This is a genomic window from Paraburkholderia monticola, assembly GCF_001580545.1.
GTDB classification, from domain to species: domain Bacteria; phylum Pseudomonadota; class Gammaproteobacteria; order Burkholderiales; family Burkholderiaceae; genus Paraburkholderia; species Paraburkholderia monticola.
In genome coordinates this window covers 144,405-159,446 of record NZ_LRBG01000022.1, presented here as the reverse complement: position 1 = coordinate 159,446, position 15,042 = coordinate 144,405, and the positions used below count along the sequence as shown (strand labels likewise).

Below are 15,042 nucleotides of genomic sequence, written 5' to 3'. Positions count from 1 at the left end.
TGATCAATAGGGAACCGGCGCGACCTCGCGGGCGCTGCCTGGCGCTTCGGCCCGCATGCGCTGCAGCGCGCGCAGGCAGTAGTAACCGAACCACAACGCCGAGAACACGAGGATGAACGCATAAATCCAGATCGTCACCGTCGTGATCACCGGGAACAGCACAATCAGCCAGACCGACGACGCCCACAGCAGCGTCGGCACCGAACCGAGCAGGCCACTGACGATGCCGATCATCAACAGCGGCAGCCGGTGACGCCGCACGAGTTCGCGCCGCTCGTCGCGCGTCGCATGCAACGCGAGCGCGTCGTAGGTCATCACGCGATACGTGAGCCAGCCCCACAGGAGCGGCGGAATCAGCGCGAAGAACGGCGGCACGAGCCACAGCGGCAAGGTCACGATCAGCAGCACGAGACACAGCAGCGTGGTCCACAGCGCCTGACCGAGGCTACCGTACCACGTTCCGCCGCGCCGCATTTCCAGTTCGGCGAACTGGCGCGCCGCGAGATAGCGGATCACGGCCGGCATCGACAGCATGGCGATCAGCAGCAGCACCGTGACGACGATCAGCGGGATCGCCATCGCGATCACGATGAATGGCGCGATGACCGCGTGCAGCGCCGAAAAACCGAGCCAGTCGAACAGATGATAAAGCGTGGCGGTGAAGGACCAGTCGTCGAGCCAGGTGCGGGTCGCGCCGGTCAACGTCTGCCAGAAGAACCACAAAAGCACGCCCCAGCCGACCGTCGCGACGATAAACGGTTTGAAGGTCAGCCAGAGCATGCGCGGATGCAACGCGCTTGCCAGCGCGCGCCCGAACGAGCGCAACAGATCATTCATGCGAGCCAGTGCCTGCGAACGAAACGATAGATGGGAAATCGCGCCGCGCGCCGGCCAGGCATGCTGGGGCACTGGAGCGTGCGCACGAACGTGCACAGCATAAACCAAGGGACGCCGCGCCGGCGGAACTGGCCGGCGCGGCGAAGTGCGTGCTCGAGCGGACTCGGTGTGGACTCAGAACGGGATCAGAATGGGATCAAACGGCGGCGGTGTCGTTGCCGGGTGCGCGGCGCTTCGGCACGAGGCGATGCGCAATGCGCACGAAGGCAAACCAGTGTTGAGCCCAGAAGCCCTCGCCATAGCGACGGCCTTCGAGCTGGTCGCTGATACCGGTCGGCTCCATGTCGCGGCTCCACGACACGCTGCGGAACAGCATGTCCCACCACGGGAACAGGACGCCGAAATTGCAGCCGTACTTGAGCCCTTCATGACCGTAGCCGATCGCATGGTGACGGCGGTGGAACGTCGGGCTGACGAGCAGCCGCTCGCCGAGCCAGCCGTAGTACAGGCGGATATTCGCGTGCTGCACACTTTGCGCGAGGTTCGTGATGGCAACCAGTACAACGAATTGCGACGGCGGCACACCGATCACCAGTGCGATCACCGCGAAAAACGATGCCTGCAGCAAGTCGTCGAGCAGATGGTTGCGATCGTCGGACCACAGGGACATCTGCCGCTGGCTATGGTGCACCGCATGCAACTCCCACCATACGCCGACCCGGTGCTGCCAGCGGTGATACCAGTAGCCGGCGAAATCGAGCACGAGCAGATACATGACGAACGTGACGAGCGGCTGCGTGGTCACGCCGGGCCACAAATTGTCGAAGTTCAGGTTCGCAATGCCGTGCAGCCGCAGCCAGCCCTGGACGGTGTCGAAGAACGGCTGCAGCGCGAAGAAAAAGAACAGATTCAGAATGCCGAGCTTGGCGATCCACGTGTACAGGACGTCGACGCGCACTGCCTTGCGGCTCTCCCATTGCTCGACCGGGCGCAACGCCTCGAGCGGACGCAGGATCGCGTACATCGCGAGCACTTCGAGCACACCCACGATGACCCAGTACAGGCTGTCGTAGGTGTCCTCGTCGTAGTCCATCAGGTTGAACCGGAACAACAGCGGCTGCACCACGTCGACGTACAGCCATGTCTGGATGGCTGAAACGAAGCTGTCGAGCGAAGAGAAAATCAGATGGAACATGGTGCTGGCCTGGTTACTTCGTCCTTCATGGCTCGCGTGGGTGCTCTGCCTTGTTGCGCTCGGGCATTCTCAGGCTCCGTTCGGCGCCGTGATCGGCGCGCGATTGAAGAAATAGATGCCGTGCGGCGAGCGGCCCACTGCAATGGTCTGGATCAGCTTGCGCGTGTTGAGGTCGATGATGCCGACGTGCTTCGCGAAGCGGAACGTAACCCACAGATAGCGTTTGTCGGCGGAAAGTTCCATGTCGTCCGGTCCCGGCAACAGACCGGTGATGTCGCCGACGTTGGTGAGCGTGTCTTCGTCGATGATGCTGATCGTGCTCGCCACGCGGTTTGACACTGCGACATGCTTGCCGTCGGCGAGCGAGCGGAAGTTGTGCGCGCCCTTGCCCGTGTGGATCGTCTTGACGACCTTCTGGTTGCGCCAGTCGACCACGGCGACGTAATCCTCGCCGGTCATGCCGACGAGCAGATACTTTTCGCCCGGCGTCATCCACAGCCCCGCGGGTACCTTGCCTACCTTCATCTTCCACTTGACGGTTTGCGTCGGCAAGTCGATGGCGGCGAGCTCGCCCGAGATCTGCAACGTGACGAACACGGTCTTGCTGTCGTTCGAAAACGCCATGTGGCTCGGCATCACCGCGAGCGGCAGCCGTGAAGCCAGTGTCATCTGGTTTTTCTGGCCGTCATAGTGATAGATGTCGAGGCGGTCGAGCCGCAGGCCCGTGGTCACGAGCCACTTGCGGTCCGGCGAAAAACCGATCTGGTACGGATCTTCGATGTTCTCGACCCAGTGCTGCACCTGACCCGTTTTCGGATCGACGAACATCAGGTTGTTCGATACCGAATTGGCAACGATCAGCGAGGAGTTGTCCGGCGTGGCCATCAGGTGATGCGGCTCCTTGCCCGTGGGCACGGTGCCAACGACCTGGCGGCTGTTCTCGTCGATCAGGCTTAGCGTGGCCTCGCCGGAATTGAGCACGATCACGTTATTGGCGTGCGCCGCCGGAGAAAAAAAGCCTGCGGCGACGACGAGCGCCGCGGTCGCGGCGAACGTAGCAGTCAAGCCGGGAAGAAAAAATTTACGCATGAAAACTCGCTTCGGAGAACAACTGTCATTGTAGAACGTTTGCCGGTCCGAGCGGTTGACGTACGTCACCGCGCGACCACCGGAAAATGAGGGGCGCGATGAAGTATGGCGGCGGGTGGAAGCGTTCGCTTTCCGTGTCCAGTCTCGCGCTCGCGCCGCGCGTTTTCGAGTTCCGAATCAAGGCGCCCTCCGTGTCAATATCATTACTGCACCAGTCACCCGATAAAATCGCGCAAATCACTGGCGGCAAAAATAGGAATATTCCTTTTTCCTTATCAATAAAAATCGATGCGTATTAATATATTTTTTAGCTTGATTGAATTTCGGAGTTCGCTGATATCCGGACTTCATGCCGGGACCCGAGAATTCCCCATACGCACCGCCCCACTCGCGCTCGCCCCTCGGAGTCCGAGCGTATATCGCCGGGGTCGGCGCGTGATTATCCAAAAATAACGCGAGCCTTAATAACGGCCGGTGTTTTTGTATTTTCGATTTTCAAAACCATCCAGACATAACACTCCGTTAATGTCGGATTACGTGCTGCGCGTCGCCATAATAATCAGGAGGCTCTTAAATTGACGAACAAGAATACTTCAATGATCTACCGCGCGGTATCTCAAGTAAAAACGACGATACCGCGTACAGCCTGCCGGCAAACACACTTCGGTTCCACGCGGCCGAGAAGGATCGCCCGAGCGGTTCGAAGCACAGCGGGTGTTGCTATAGCGGCGGCGCTTTACGTCGCGGAAGCGGCCGGCGCCGGCGTTGATTCCGTTGAACTGGGCACGGCCAGCGCGCCCGGCGACGCCGCTGTCGCCATAGGCGCACAGGCCACAGCAAGCGGTAATTCATCGCTGGCAATCGGCTCGCAGGCGAACGCGCAAATCGAAGGCGCGATCAGCGCAGCAAATCGGTATACCGACGACCAGATCCGCTCGGCACGCCGGGACAGCTACGGCGGCGCTGCATCGGCGCTCGCGATGGCGGGCTTGCCACAAGCGGTCCTACCGGGACACGGCATGGTCGCCATGGCTGGCAGCACTGATGGCGGTCAATCAGCGCTCGCGATCAGCGTGTCGCAGTTGTCGGACACCGGCAAGTGGATCTACAAGGTCCCGGGCAGCACCGGCTCGCGCGGGCAGTTCGGCGCATCGATCGGCGCGGGGATGCATTGGTGAAGCCAGCCCGCGCGATCGTCACCGACGGAGGTCGGCCGCGACGTTGCGCACCGGACGCTCGCGGTGCACCGCGCGCATCCGTGCACCGGCCCGCTCGTCGTTTGCTGCGCACCCGCGGTGTTCAGCGACCGGGAGCGAGCGCCCTGGTTTCAACGCTGCATCGACTCCCACACCTTGTGCAGGCGCTTCACCGAAACCGGCATCGGAGTGCGCAGCTCCTGCGCGAACAGCGAGATGCGCAACTCTTCGAGCAGCCAGCGGAATTCCGCAAGTCGCGGATCCACCACGCCGCCGCGCTGCGACACCGCGCGCTGATAGTGCTGCTGCAGCGGCTGGAATTCGGCGAACTGCCGCGCGTCGCGTGTGGGGTCCGCGCGCAGCTTGTCGATACGCAGCGCCATCCCCTTCAGATAACGCGGGAAATGCGCGAGTTGCGCATACGGTGTATCGACGACAAAACGCTTACCGATCAGCGCGTCGAGCTGACTCTGCAGATCGGTGTACGCAGCCGCGAACGGCTTTGCCTGCAGAAGCTTCTTAGTCAGACTCGCGTATTCGCCGAGGATCTGCCCGACCAGCCGCGAGATTTCCTGTGCAAGCAGTGTGAGGCGGCTGCGCCCTTCGTCGCGTCGGGTGTGGAAACTCGCATCGTCGTCGGGCAGCGGGTCCTGCAAACACGCCCGGTCAAGCGCCATGTCGATCAACTGATCGCGCAGTTCTTCCTGCGTGCCGCGTGGCATGAACTGCATGGCCATTTCGCGCAAGCCCGGCAGATTCTTCTCCAGATACTTGATCGGCTCCTTCAGCTGCAGCGCGAACAGTCGACGCAAACCCGCGCGATGAATCCGCGCGGCTTCTTCCGGCGAATCGAATACCTCGACATCGCAATGCGTGCCACGGTCCACCAGCGCCGGGTAGCCGAACAGTGTCTGACCGCCGCGGCGAATTTCGAGCAGCTCGGGCAGCTTGCCGAAATTCCACGTGCTCAGGTTTTCATACAGCGCTGTGCCCGGCGTGCCATCCGACGTTGCGGGCTGTGGAGCACTCGCGCCCTTGCCGCGCGGCGCGCCAGTCGCCGTGGAATCGGGAGATTGTGCGGGTGTTGCAACACCGCCGCCGCCCGCATCGGCCAAGGCTGCGCCCGCCGCACCCGAGACCAGCTTCTGGAAATGCTGCTGCGCCTGACCGCCGAGTTCGGCGCGCAGTTGCGACAGATTGCGCCCCATCGCGAGCTGGCGGCCATGTTCGTCAATGACCTTGAAGTTCATGAACAGATGGGCCGGCAGCGTCTCGAGTTTGAAGTCGGACTGCTTCATCGCGACCTGCGTCTGCTCACGCACGTCGGCGATCAGCGTCTCCAGCAAGCCGCCAGCACCAAAGCGCTGAGCGCTGTGCCGCTCGGCGAAACCCGCCGCGTACTCGGGCAGCGGTACGCAATGCCGGCGCAGCTTCTGCGGCAACGACTTCAGCAGCAGTTGCGCCTTCTCCTTCAGCATGCCGGGCACGAGCCACTCGCAACGGCGCGCGTCGACCTGGTTCAGCGCATACAACGGCACCGCGAGCGTCACGCCGTCGCGCGGGGTGCCTGGCTCGAAGTGATAGGTCAGCGCCATCTCGATGCCGGCCATCGTCAGTCGCTTCGGGAACAGATCGGTCGTGACGCCTGCCGCTTCGTGCCGCATCAGATCGTCGCGCGACAGATACAAGAGGCGCAGCTTGTCCTCCGCCTGGCCGCTCTTTTTGACCTCCTCGCGATACCAGCGCTCGAACGACGCGCCGGTATAAATGCCATCCGGCAGCGCCTGATCGTAGAACGCGAAGATCAATTCGTCGTCGACCAGAACGTCCTGACGGCGCGACTTGTGCTCGAGTTGCTCGATGTCGGCAAGCAGCTTGCGGTTGTGCGCGAAGAACGCGAGCTTCGTGTCGAATTCGCCTTCGACGAGCGCACCGCGAATGAACAGCTCGCGCGCCCGCGCCGGGTCCTGCTTGCCGAACGCGACGCGGCGCCGGTGATAAATCGGCAGGCCGTACAGCACTGCGCGCTCGAATGCGGACACCTGCGCCGCGCGCTTTTCCCAATGCGGCTCGGACAACGACTTCTTGAGCAGATGCGCACCGACCTTCTCGACCCACTCCGGCTCGATTTTCGCAATACAGCGCGCGTACAGGCGGCTCGTTTCGACCAGCTCGGCGGCCATCGCCCACTTACCCGCTTTTTTCACGAGCGCCGAACCTGGCCACAAATAGAACTTGATGCCGCGCGCGCCGAGGTAGTACGGCTCGTCGTCGGCTTTCAGACCGATGTTGCCGAGCAGACCGGTCAGCAGCGCCAGATGGATCTGCTCGAACGTCGCCTCCGCTTCGTTCAGCCGCCAGCCGTGCTCGCGCACCACCGTCAGCAGCTGCGAGTGGACGTCGCGCCATTCGCGCAGCCGCAGTTGCGACAGGAAGTTCTTGCGGCACTCGTCCTGCAACTGCCGGTTCGATTTCTTGTGCGCGATCGCTTCCTCGAACCAGTTCCAGATCTTCAGCCACTGCAGGAATTCGGAGCGCTCGTCGGCGAAACGGCGATGCGCCTGGTCAGCCTGCTCCTGCGCTTCGATCGGTCGATCGCGCGGGTCCTGCACGGACAGCGCGCTCGCAATGATCAGCACCTCCTTCAGCGCCTGCTGGTCGCGCGCGGCGAGGATCATGCGGCCCACGCGCGGATCGAGCGGCAGGCGCGCGAGTTCGCGGCCGAGCGGCGTCAGCTCGTTGTCATCGTCGACCGCGCCGAGTTCGTTGAGCAACTGGTAGCCGTCGGAAATCGCGCGGCCCGGCGGCGGCTCGATAAACGGGAAGGTTTCGATCGCCGTCAGATGCAGCGACTTCATGCGCAGAATCACCGAGGCGAGCGAAGAGCGCAGGATTTCCGGGTCGGTGAAGCGCACGCGGCCCTGGAAGTCGCTGTCCTCATAGAGACGAATGCAGATGCCGTCGGCAACCCGGCCGCAACGCCCGGCGCGCTGGTTCGCGGCAGCCTGCGAAATCGACTCGACCTGCAACTGCTCGACCTTGTTGCGATACGAGTAACGCTTCACGCGCGCGAGCCCGGTATCGACCACATAGCGAATGCCGGGTACCGTCAGCGAAGTTTCGGCGACATTGGTCGCCAGCACGATGCGGCGCGCGTTCGACGTGCGGAACACGCGCTCCTGCTCGGCGGCGGAAAGCCGAGCGAACAGCGGCAGAATCTCCGTATGCGGCGGATGATGTTTGCGCAGCGCCTCGGCGGCGTCGCGAATCTCGCGCTCGCCGGGCAGGAATACCAGCACGTCGCCGGGGCCTTCGCGGCACAGTTCGTCGACCGCGTCGACGATTGCTTCCATCAGATCGCGATCGGTCTCGCGCTGCGTCTTCGGGCGCTCGCGGCCAGACGACGCAGTACCCGCAGTACCTTGCGCCGCCTTGATCGCCGGGCTGTCCTCGACGACCGGGCGGTAACGTACCTCCACCGGATACAGCCGTCCGCTCACTTCGATCACCGGCGCGGGCTTGACGTCGCTGCCGAAGTGGCGCGCGAAACGGTCGGCGTCGATCGTTGCCGAGGTCACGATCAGCTTCAGGTCGGGGCGCTTCGGAAGAATTTCCTTCAGGTAGCCGAGCAGAAAATCGATGTTCAGGCTGCGCTCGTGCGCTTCGTCGATGATCAGCGTGTCGTATGCCTTCAGCAACGGATCGGTCTGCGTTTCGGCAAGCAGGATGCCGTCGGTCATCAGTTTGACCGATGCGCCCGGCGCGAGGTTGTCGTTGAAGCGCACCTTGTAGCCGACCACCTCGCCGAACGGTGTACCGAGTTCCTCGGCGATACGGCGGCCGGTCGCCGACGCGGCGATCCGGCGCGGCTGCGTATGGCCGATCAGACCGTTGCCGCCGGCACCGAGGCCACGGCCGAGCGTGAGGCAGATTTTCGGCAGCTGCGTGGTCTTGCCCGAGCCGGTTTCCCCCGACACGATCACGACCTGGTTCTCCGCAGTCGCACGCGCGATCTCGTCACGGCGACCGGAGACGGGAAGCGCCTCGGGGAACGTGATCGGGGGAATCGGATTGGGCTCGACGACCCGCGACGGCCGCGGTTCGCGAGGCGCGCGCGGCTCCTTGCGCGCCTCGCCGGATTGCGTGTCGCGCGAAGTGTGACGTTGCTCGCCGCGGGCAGACGCGGGTTGCTCGTTTCGCCGCCCGCGGTTCTCCTGCTCCTTGCGAGGCGCACGAGGCTGTTCAGCGCGAGGTGTGTCGGAGTGCGCGACGGCGGATTCGCCACGCCGCTCGCTTTGCCGCGCGCCATCTCGCTGGTCGTGAGCCCGTTGACCATGCTCACCGCGAGCCCCGTCCGAAGGCGCCTTAGGTCCGCGCTGGGGCTCACCTCGCTGCCCGCCTTGCGGCCCACCGCCCTGCTGCTCACTGGCGGCGTGATGGAGCGTGGTACGGAATTGCCCGAGTTGCTCGCTCAACGACGCGCCGCGTCGTTCATCACGCGCCGCGCCCCGCGTACCAGCGTGCTCTTCGCGACCTTCACGGCTTGCACCGATTCCTTGCGGCGGCACGTTCGCAGCAGACGCGCCAGCCCCCCGACGCGCGTCGCGCGTCGGCCCGGGTTTCGCATCCTGCACTGGGCGGCGCTTTGTATCGCCGGAGTTCGCCTGCTCGCCGGCCGACACCGGTTTCTCGTTCGCCCCAGTGGGACTTTTGGGTACATTCGACATGGGGGCGCATTATAATCCCCGGCATGAATTCCCAAACCGACCTCGTCCCCGCAGCCGCGAGCGTTCCGGCCCCCGCCGACTCGCCGGAAAACCTCGCACAGCACGCGCAATTCGTCGACTGGATGCGTTCAGTCGCCCCGTATATCCACGCGTTCCGAAACAAGACGTTCGTCGTCGGTTTCGGCGGCGAAGTGGTGCATCAGGGGCTGCTGAATGCACTCGTGTCGGACATCGCGCTGTTGCAGGCGATGGGCATCCAGATCGTGCTGGTGCACGGCTCGCGCCCGCAGGTCGAGGAGCAGATGAGTCTGCACGGCGTCGAATCGGAGTTTTCGCACGGCATGCGCATCACCGACGCGCGCGCGCTCGAGTCCGCGAAGGAAGCGGCCGGCGAAGTGCGTCTCGATATCGAGGCCGCGATCAGCCAGGGTTTGCCGAACACGCCCATGGCGCACGCGCACATTAGCGTCGTGTCGGGCAACTTCGTGACGGCGCGCCCGGTCGGCATTCTGGACGGCGTCGACTTCCAGCACACGGGTCTCGTGCGCAAGATCGACGCGGATTCGATCCGCCACTCGCTCGCGAGCCGCAAGCTGGTGCTGCTGTCGCCGCTCGGTTTCTCGCCGACCGGCGAGGCGTTCAATCTGTCGATGGAAGACGTGGCCTCCGCCGCGGCGATCGCGCTGCGCGCCGACAAGATCGTGTTCCTGACCGAGACGCCCGGCCTGATGGAAGCCGGCGAAAGCGGCACCGAGCTGATCCGCGAACTGTCGCTCGACGACGCCTACAAACTGCACGAAAGCGGCGAAGTGACCGGCGACGCCGGGTTCTACCTCAAGCATTCGATCCGCGCGTGCCGCGGTGGCGTGCCGCGCGCGCACATCATCCCGTACGCGCTCGACGGCAGTCTGCTGCTCGAACTGTTCCTGCACGATGGCGTCGGCACGATGATCTCGTACGAGAATCTGGAAAGCCTGCGCGAAGCCACGCCAGACGACGTCGGCGGCATTCTCGCTCTGATCGAGCCGCTCGAAGCGGACGGCACGCTGGTGCGGCGCGGCCGTCACCAGATCGAGCGCGACATCGACCATTTCTCGGTGATCGAGCACGATGGCGTGCTGTTCGGCTGCGCGGCGCTGTATCCGTATCCGCAGGAGCGCATCGGCGAAATGGCGTGCCTGACGGTCGCACCCGAAGCGCAAGGCACGGGCGACGGCGAGCGCCTGCTCAAGCGCATCGAACAGCGCGCGCGGGCACGCGGCCTCACGCGCATTTTCGTGCTCACCACACGTACCGAACACTGGTTTCTCAAGCGCGGCTTCGTCAAGGTCACGGTCGACGACCTGCCCGAAGACCGCCGCCGACTCTACAACTGGCAGCGCAAGTCACTCGTGCTGATGAAACAGCTTTGAGTGGCCGATGATCGCCCCCATCTGATCCGAACAGGCGTCGTCTGCCCGCCCCAACACGATTACAGGAGAAGCACAGCATGACTCGTATGGTTCAATGCGCGAAGCTCGGCAAGGAAGCCGAAGGCCTCGATTTCCCGCCGCTGCCGGGCGAACTCGGCAAGCGGATCTACGAAAGTATCTCGAAGGAAGCCTGGCAGGCCTGGTTGAAGCAGCAGACCATGCTGATCAACGAAAACCGCCTGAACATGGCCGATCCGCGCGCGCGTCAGTATCTGATGAAGCAAACTGAAAAGTTCTTCTTCGGCGAAGGCGCGGATACCGCGTCGGGCTACGTGCCGCCGTCGGCCTGAACCTGCCTCGTCCGGGGCGACGCCACGCGCCGCCAGATCCGAACGAACGCACGTCAGAATCCGCGCCGCGAGCGCGGATTTTTTTCGTCCCTTTCGTCCCAATACGCTCGCTTATCGCGTCCACGCTTCGCCTCACTTCCGCCTGGTTTCCGCCTCGAAAAGCACCCGCCATATGTTCTAAGCAGTCCGTTTTCAAACCTGTTCCGACCCCGCCAGATCCCCCGCCCCGCAGTAGATTGAGCCGCATCGACGTGCTCGCGCCACACCCCCGGTTTGCACGATCCTCTGCCCTCGTGCTAACATGTGCATCGTTTCAACGGCAATTCACCTTCATTCGCGTTCTTTTCAAGCTGGCTCACCGTGCGTTTTGCGCCCGTGCGTCATCCTGAATCGAGCTGTTTTTAAACAAGAAGGCTCGTCGGTCGTTTCCCCGCGTCAGCGGAAAATTCAAGACCGGCCTTTTTCGTTTCAAGCCTTCAGTGGCGCATGGGCGAGCTTCCCGCCAGCTCAGCGTCCTTCATGCATCTGCCCCCCATCCACGGCCACGCAGATGCAAACAGTCAGCACAATCTAGACGAGTGTTTTTTCGCGAACTGATCGCGAGGCACGGGCGTTTGCTTTTTTCGCCATCTGTTCCGCCGCCGGATGACCGGCGCCGCGGATGCCCTCGCCTTGCTCGCGAAACTGCACTTCCCAGCAACCGTGGCGGAACGCATCACGAGTTTCGTCGCAGTCATTGGAGTTTTAACCTTGACCGCTTCCAGCAACGGCTTCTGGCGACATCACAAACAAGAACAACGCCTTTCCCTCGACGACATCACCGTCGTCGATCACTCTCTCCTGAAACGGGCCGTCGGCGCGATGGCGCTCGGCAACGCGATGGAATGGTTCGACTTCGGCGTGTACAGCTATATCGCGGTCACGCTCGGCAAGGTGTTCTTCCCATCGTCGAGCCCGTCGGCACAGCTCATTGCGACCTTCGGCACGTTCGCCGCGGCGTTTCTCGTCCGACCGATCGGCGGCATGGTGTTCGGGCCGCTCGGCGACCGTATCGGCCGTCAGCGCGTGCTGGCGATGACGATGATCATGATGGCCGCTGGCACCTTCGCGATCGGCCTGATTCCCAACTACGCGACGATCGGCATTCTTGCGCCGGCGCTGTTGCTGCTCGCGCGCCTCGTGCAGGGCTTTTCGACCGGCGGCGAGTATGGCGGCGCCGCGACCTTCATCGCCGAATTCTCGACCGACAAGCGCCGCGGCTTCATGGGCAGCTTCCTCGAGTTCGGCACGCTGATTGGCTACGTGCTCGGCGCGGGCACGGTCGCGCTGCTGACGGCGACGCTGACGACCGACGCGCTGCTGTCCTGGGGCTGGCGCGTGCCGTTCCTGATCGCCGGCCCGCTCGGTCTGGTGGGTCTCTACATCCGCATGAAGCTCGAGGAAACGCCCGCGTTCAAGAAGCAGGCCGAAGAGCGTGAAGCCGAAGACCGCGCGGTGCCGAAGCAGTCGTTCGGTCAACTGCTCGCGCAGCAGTGGAAGCCGCTGCTGCTGTGCGTCGGCCTCGTGCTGATCTTCAACGTGACCGACTATATGGCGCTGTCGTATCTGCCGAGCTATCTGTCGGCGACGCTGCACTTCAACGAAACGCACGGCCTGTTCCTCGTGCTGCTCGTGATGATCCTGATGATGCCGATGACGCTCGCCGCCGGCCGTCTGTCCGACGCGATCGGCCGCAAGCCGGTGATGCTGCTCGGCTGCGTCGGCCTGTTCGCGCTGTCGATTCCCGCGCTGCTGCTGATTCGTATGGGCACGGTGCTGCCGGTGTTCGGCGGACTCATGATCCTCGGCGTGCTGCTGTCGTGCTTCACGGGCGTGATGCCGTCGGCGCTGCCGGCGCTGTTCCCGACGAAGATCCGTTACGGCGCGCTCGCGATCGGCTTCAATATCTCGGTGTCGCTGTTCGGCGGTACGACGCCGCTCGTGACCGCATGGCTCGTCGACCGCACCGGCAATCTGATGATGCCCGCGTACTACCTGATGGGCGCATCGCTGATCGGTATCGTGTCGGTACTCGCATTGCGCGAAACCGCGCGCAAGCCGCTGCTCGGCTCGGGTCCGTGCGTCGCGACACGCGCTGAAGCGCACGCGGTGCTGCGCGGCGAGCGCGAGGCCGAGGAGATGGATGAACGGTTCGCGGCGGCAGCAACCGCGCGTGCCTGATCCGCGCGGTCATTTTCCGCAAACGTAGTGTCGAAGCGGGCCGGCGAAATTTGCCGGCCCGCTTTTTTTACGTCAGCAGCGAATCGAATGTCGCGCTGACCTGCGCCCCTTCGACGATCAGCCTGCCCGCGCACACCGGCAGCTTGAAGCGCCGTGGCCCGGCGCTGCCCGGGTTCACATACAGCACGCCGTCGCGCTCGGCGATCGACGGCTTGTGCGAATGACCGCTCACCACGACGCGAATGCCCTCGTCGCCCGGCGCGCGGTCGAGATCGGCGATATCATGCACGACCAGAATCGTCACCTGCTGCACGGTCAGCCTCGCATGCGTCGGCAGCGCCGCGGCCCAGTCGCCGCTATCGTTGTTGCCGCGCACCGCGGTGAGCGGCGCGATCCGCGCGAGCGCGTCGAGCACGTCCGGGTTGCAGATATCGCCCGCGTGAATGATCGCGTCGCAGCCGTCGAGATAGTGCAAGGCTTCGGGACGCACGAGGTTGTGCGTATCGGAGATGAGCCCGATACGGGTGGCAGTGGAAGGCGCCCTTCGTGCTGTCATGTGCAGTCTCACTCCGCCTGCGGCCCGGCCAGTTCTCGCGCCGCCGCCTGAGCGCGCCGCTGCCCGGCGAGCATGCGCCGCGTCAACCCCTGCACGACGACCGACACCACCGCCGCGCACACAAACCCGGTCGCGACACCGTACTGCGGCAGCAGCGTGGCCGTCACCGCGAAGAACGCCGCGAACGAGCCGCGCCCGAGCACCATGCCGCGCATCAGCAGCGCCACGAAGTCCGCGCCATGCGCGCGCTGCGCGGACACCGCGAGCACGATGCCGAGCAGCGGAAACACCGACAGCACGCCACTCCACGCCGCGCCCATCGATGCCGACGCCGTCGTCACCGCGAGCGTCAGGAACACGCCCGCGAGCATCCGCACGGCCAGATCCGCAAGCCCGACGCGCGCGGCCGGCACATGGCCCGTCACGCGCGGCAAGCTGTTCTGCGACACCGCGACGGCCACGCACGCCGCCACCACCGCCCAGCCGAGCGAGCCGGGCAGCCGCACGAGCAGCAAGGCCGCGCCGAGCCAGCCGGCCATCCCCGCGAGCAGCGCTAGCGGCCAGTCGAAGCGTCGGCAGGTCCACGCATAGGCAAGATTGAACGCCTCGGACGCGGCGATCGCCGCCACCGACGCCGCCGACGCCTGCGCCGCAAACGCCGGTCCGCGTTCGAGCGCGAGCAGCAGCACGATCGGTCCGGCGACGACCGGCAGCCCCGCGAGCCATCCCGCGACCGACGGTCCCCAAACACGCGCAGCCGCCGTCAGCGCGGCGAGAAAGGCCGGCACCAGCATGAGCTTCAGGGCGAGCAACATGCTCAGGCCTCCAGCACGTGTTCGATACGCCGGTCCGGCACGAACCACCATGCGGCGGCGAGCGTGTAAAGCGCGGCCGACGCCAACGGCATCACGAACGCGAACCCGATGCCGACCAGGTAAATAACGACGGAGACCTTGCCCTTGAAGTCGCTACCGAGCGCTTTGGCCAAAGTCGACTCGCGATCGTGCTGAGCGATCAGCGCGCGCGTCAGGATGAAATACGCGATCGCCGACATGAACAGCACGATGCCGTACAGCGCGGTCGGCCATGCGGCCAGATGGTTTTCGCCGACCCAGTGCGTGACGGCCGGCAGCAGCGACAGCCAGAACAGCAGATGCAGGTTCGCCCACAGCACCTTGCCGTCGACCTTCTGCACCGCATGGAACATGTGATGGTGATTGTTCCAGTAGATGCCGACGTAGACGAAGCTCAGCACGTACGCGCAGAACACCGGCACGACCGGGCGCAGCGCCGCGAGATCGTGGCCCTCGGGCACCTTCAGTTCGAGCACCATGATCGTGATGATGATGGCGATTACGCCATCGCTGAAGGCTTCGACGCGTCCCTTGCCCATGCGTGGTCCCGGAGATGAATGCGGTTCGGCGCACAGCCCGCGCGCGCCTTGCGCGCGGGCCGCGCCG

Annotated in this window: 10 protein-coding genes and 1 pseudogene; 4 read left to right on the top strand and 7 right to left on the bottom strand. The window is 64.3% G+C overall.

Annotated features, from left to right (window positions below; all coding sequences use genetic code 11):
* Window positions 1-3: 3 nt before the first annotated feature.
* The 3 genes from CI15_RS17600 to CI15_RS17590 all read right to left on the bottom strand — a co-directional run bounded on the left by CI15_RS17600 (window position 4) and on the right by CI15_RS17590 (window position 3,121).
* A complete protein-coding gene (locus CI15_RS17600; protein ID WP_062129586.1) occupies window positions 4-837 on the bottom strand; it encodes an EI24 domain-containing protein in 834 nt (277 codons plus the stop codon).
* A 196-nt stretch (window positions 838-1,033) separates the two neighbouring features.
* Window positions 1,034-2,032, bottom strand: coding sequence for a sterol desaturase family protein (locus CI15_RS17595; RefSeq protein WP_062129585.1), 999 nt, complete (start codon window positions 2,030-2,032; stop codon window positions 1,034-1,036).
* A gap of 69 nt (window positions 2,033-2,101) precedes the next feature.
* A complete protein-coding gene (locus tag CI15_RS17590; protein ID WP_062129584.1) occupies window positions 2,102-3,121 on the bottom strand; it encodes a YVTN family beta-propeller repeat protein in 1,020 nt (339 codons plus the stop codon).
* A 701-nt stretch (window positions 3,122-3,822) separates the two neighbouring features.
* On the opposite strand from CI15_RS17590, the pseudogene CI15_RS37720 reads away from it, so the two are divergent.
* Window positions 3,823-4,299 (top strand): annotated as a pseudogene (locus CI15_RS37720) (YadA-like family protein); the annotation flags it as partial.
* 149 nt (window positions 4,300-4,448) lie between these two features.
* Here CI15_RS37720 and hrpA read toward each other — a convergent pair.
* Window positions 4,449-9,044 carry an ATP-dependent RNA helicase HrpA gene (hrpA, locus tag CI15_RS17585; protein ID WP_062129583.1) on the bottom strand — a complete coding sequence of 1,532 codons (4,596 nt, stop codon included), beginning with the start codon at window positions 9,042-9,044 and terminating at the stop codon, window positions 4,449-4,451.
* Between the two features lie 23 nt (window positions 9,045-9,067).
* Here hrpA and argA point away from each other — a divergent pair, with 23 nt between their 5' ends.
* The 3 genes from argA to proP all read left to right on the top strand — a co-directional run bounded on the left by argA (window position 9,068) and on the right by proP (window position 13,026).
* Window positions 9,068-10,456 carry an amino-acid N-acetyltransferase gene (argA, locus tag CI15_RS17580; protein ID WP_062129582.1) on the top strand — a complete coding sequence of 463 codons (1,389 nt, stop codon included), beginning with the start codon at window positions 9,068-9,070 and terminating at the stop codon, window positions 10,454-10,456.
* A gap of 77 nt (window positions 10,457-10,533) precedes the next feature.
* Window positions 10,534-10,806 (top strand): oxidative damage protection protein, encoded by a 273-nt coding sequence (locus CI15_RS17575; protein WP_026228676.1) that lies wholly within the window; start codon window positions 10,534-10,536, stop codon window positions 10,804-10,806.
* 750 nt (window positions 10,807-11,556) lie between these two features.
* Window positions 11,557-13,026: a glycine betaine/L-proline transporter ProP gene (gene proP, locus CI15_RS17570; protein WP_062129897.1), complete on the top strand. Its 1,470-nt coding sequence runs from the start codon at window positions 11,557-11,559 to the stop codon at window positions 13,024-13,026.
* 67 nt (window positions 13,027-13,093) lie between these two features.
* Here the strand turns inward: proP and CI15_RS17565 are convergent, their stop codons facing one another.
* Genes CI15_RS17565 through CI15_RS17555 form a run of 3 tightly spaced genes read right to left on the bottom strand, consistent with a single transcriptional unit; the run spans window position 13,094 to window position 14,975 of the window.
* Window positions 13,094-13,582: a metallophosphoesterase family protein gene (locus CI15_RS17565; RefSeq protein ID WP_062129581.1), complete on the bottom strand. Its 489-nt coding sequence runs from the start codon at window positions 13,580-13,582 to the stop codon at window positions 13,094-13,096.
* 8 nt (window positions 13,583-13,590) lie between these two features.
* Window positions 13,591-14,397 (bottom strand): hypothetical protein, encoded by an 807-nt coding sequence (locus CI15_RS17560; RefSeq protein ID WP_062129580.1) that lies wholly within the window; start codon window positions 14,395-14,397, stop codon window positions 13,591-13,593.
* A gap of 2 nt (window positions 14,398-14,399) precedes the next feature.
* Window positions 14,400-14,975, bottom strand: coding sequence for a TMEM175 family protein (locus tag CI15_RS17555; protein ID WP_062129579.1), 576 nt, complete (start codon window positions 14,973-14,975; stop codon window positions 14,400-14,402).
* Window positions 14,976-15,042 lie beyond the last annotated feature (67 nt).

Excerpts from the sequence above, each read along its gene's own strand:
- CI15_RS17555 (WP_062129579.1), bottom strand. The coding sequence starts at position 14,975 with ATGGGCAAGGGACGCGTCGAAGCCTTCAGCGATGGCGTAATCGCCATC.
- CI15_RS17565 (WP_062129581.1), bottom strand. The coding sequence starts at position 13,582 with ATGACAGCACGAAGGGCGCCTTCCACTGCCACCCGTATCGGGCTCATC.
- CI15_RS17595 (WP_062129585.1), bottom strand. The coding sequence starts at position 2,032 with ATGTTCCATCTGATTTTCTCTTCGCTCGACAGCTTCGTTTCAGCCATC.
- CI15_RS17590 (WP_062129584.1), bottom strand. The coding sequence starts at position 3,121 with ATGCGTAAATTTTTTCTTCCCGGCTTGACTGCTACGTTCGCCGCGACC.
- CI15_RS17560 (WP_062129580.1), bottom strand. The coding sequence starts at position 14,397 with ATGTTGCTCGCCCTGAAGCTCATGCTGGTGCCGGCCTTTCTCGCCGCG.
- argA (WP_062129582.1), top strand. The coding sequence starts at position 9,068 with ATGAATTCCCAAACCGACCTCGTCCCCGCAGCCGCGAGCGTTCCGGCC.
- CI15_RS17600 (WP_062129586.1), bottom strand. The coding sequence starts at position 837 with ATGAATGATCTGTTGCGCTCGTTCGGGCGCGCGCTGGCAAGCGCGTTG.
- CI15_RS17575 (WP_026228676.1), top strand. The coding sequence starts at position 10,534 with ATGACTCGTATGGTTCAATGCGCGAAGCTCGGCAAGGAAGCCGAAGGC.
- hrpA (WP_062129583.1), bottom strand. The coding sequence starts at position 9,044 with ATGTCGAATGTACCCAAAAGTCCCACTGGGGCGAACGAGAAACCGGTG.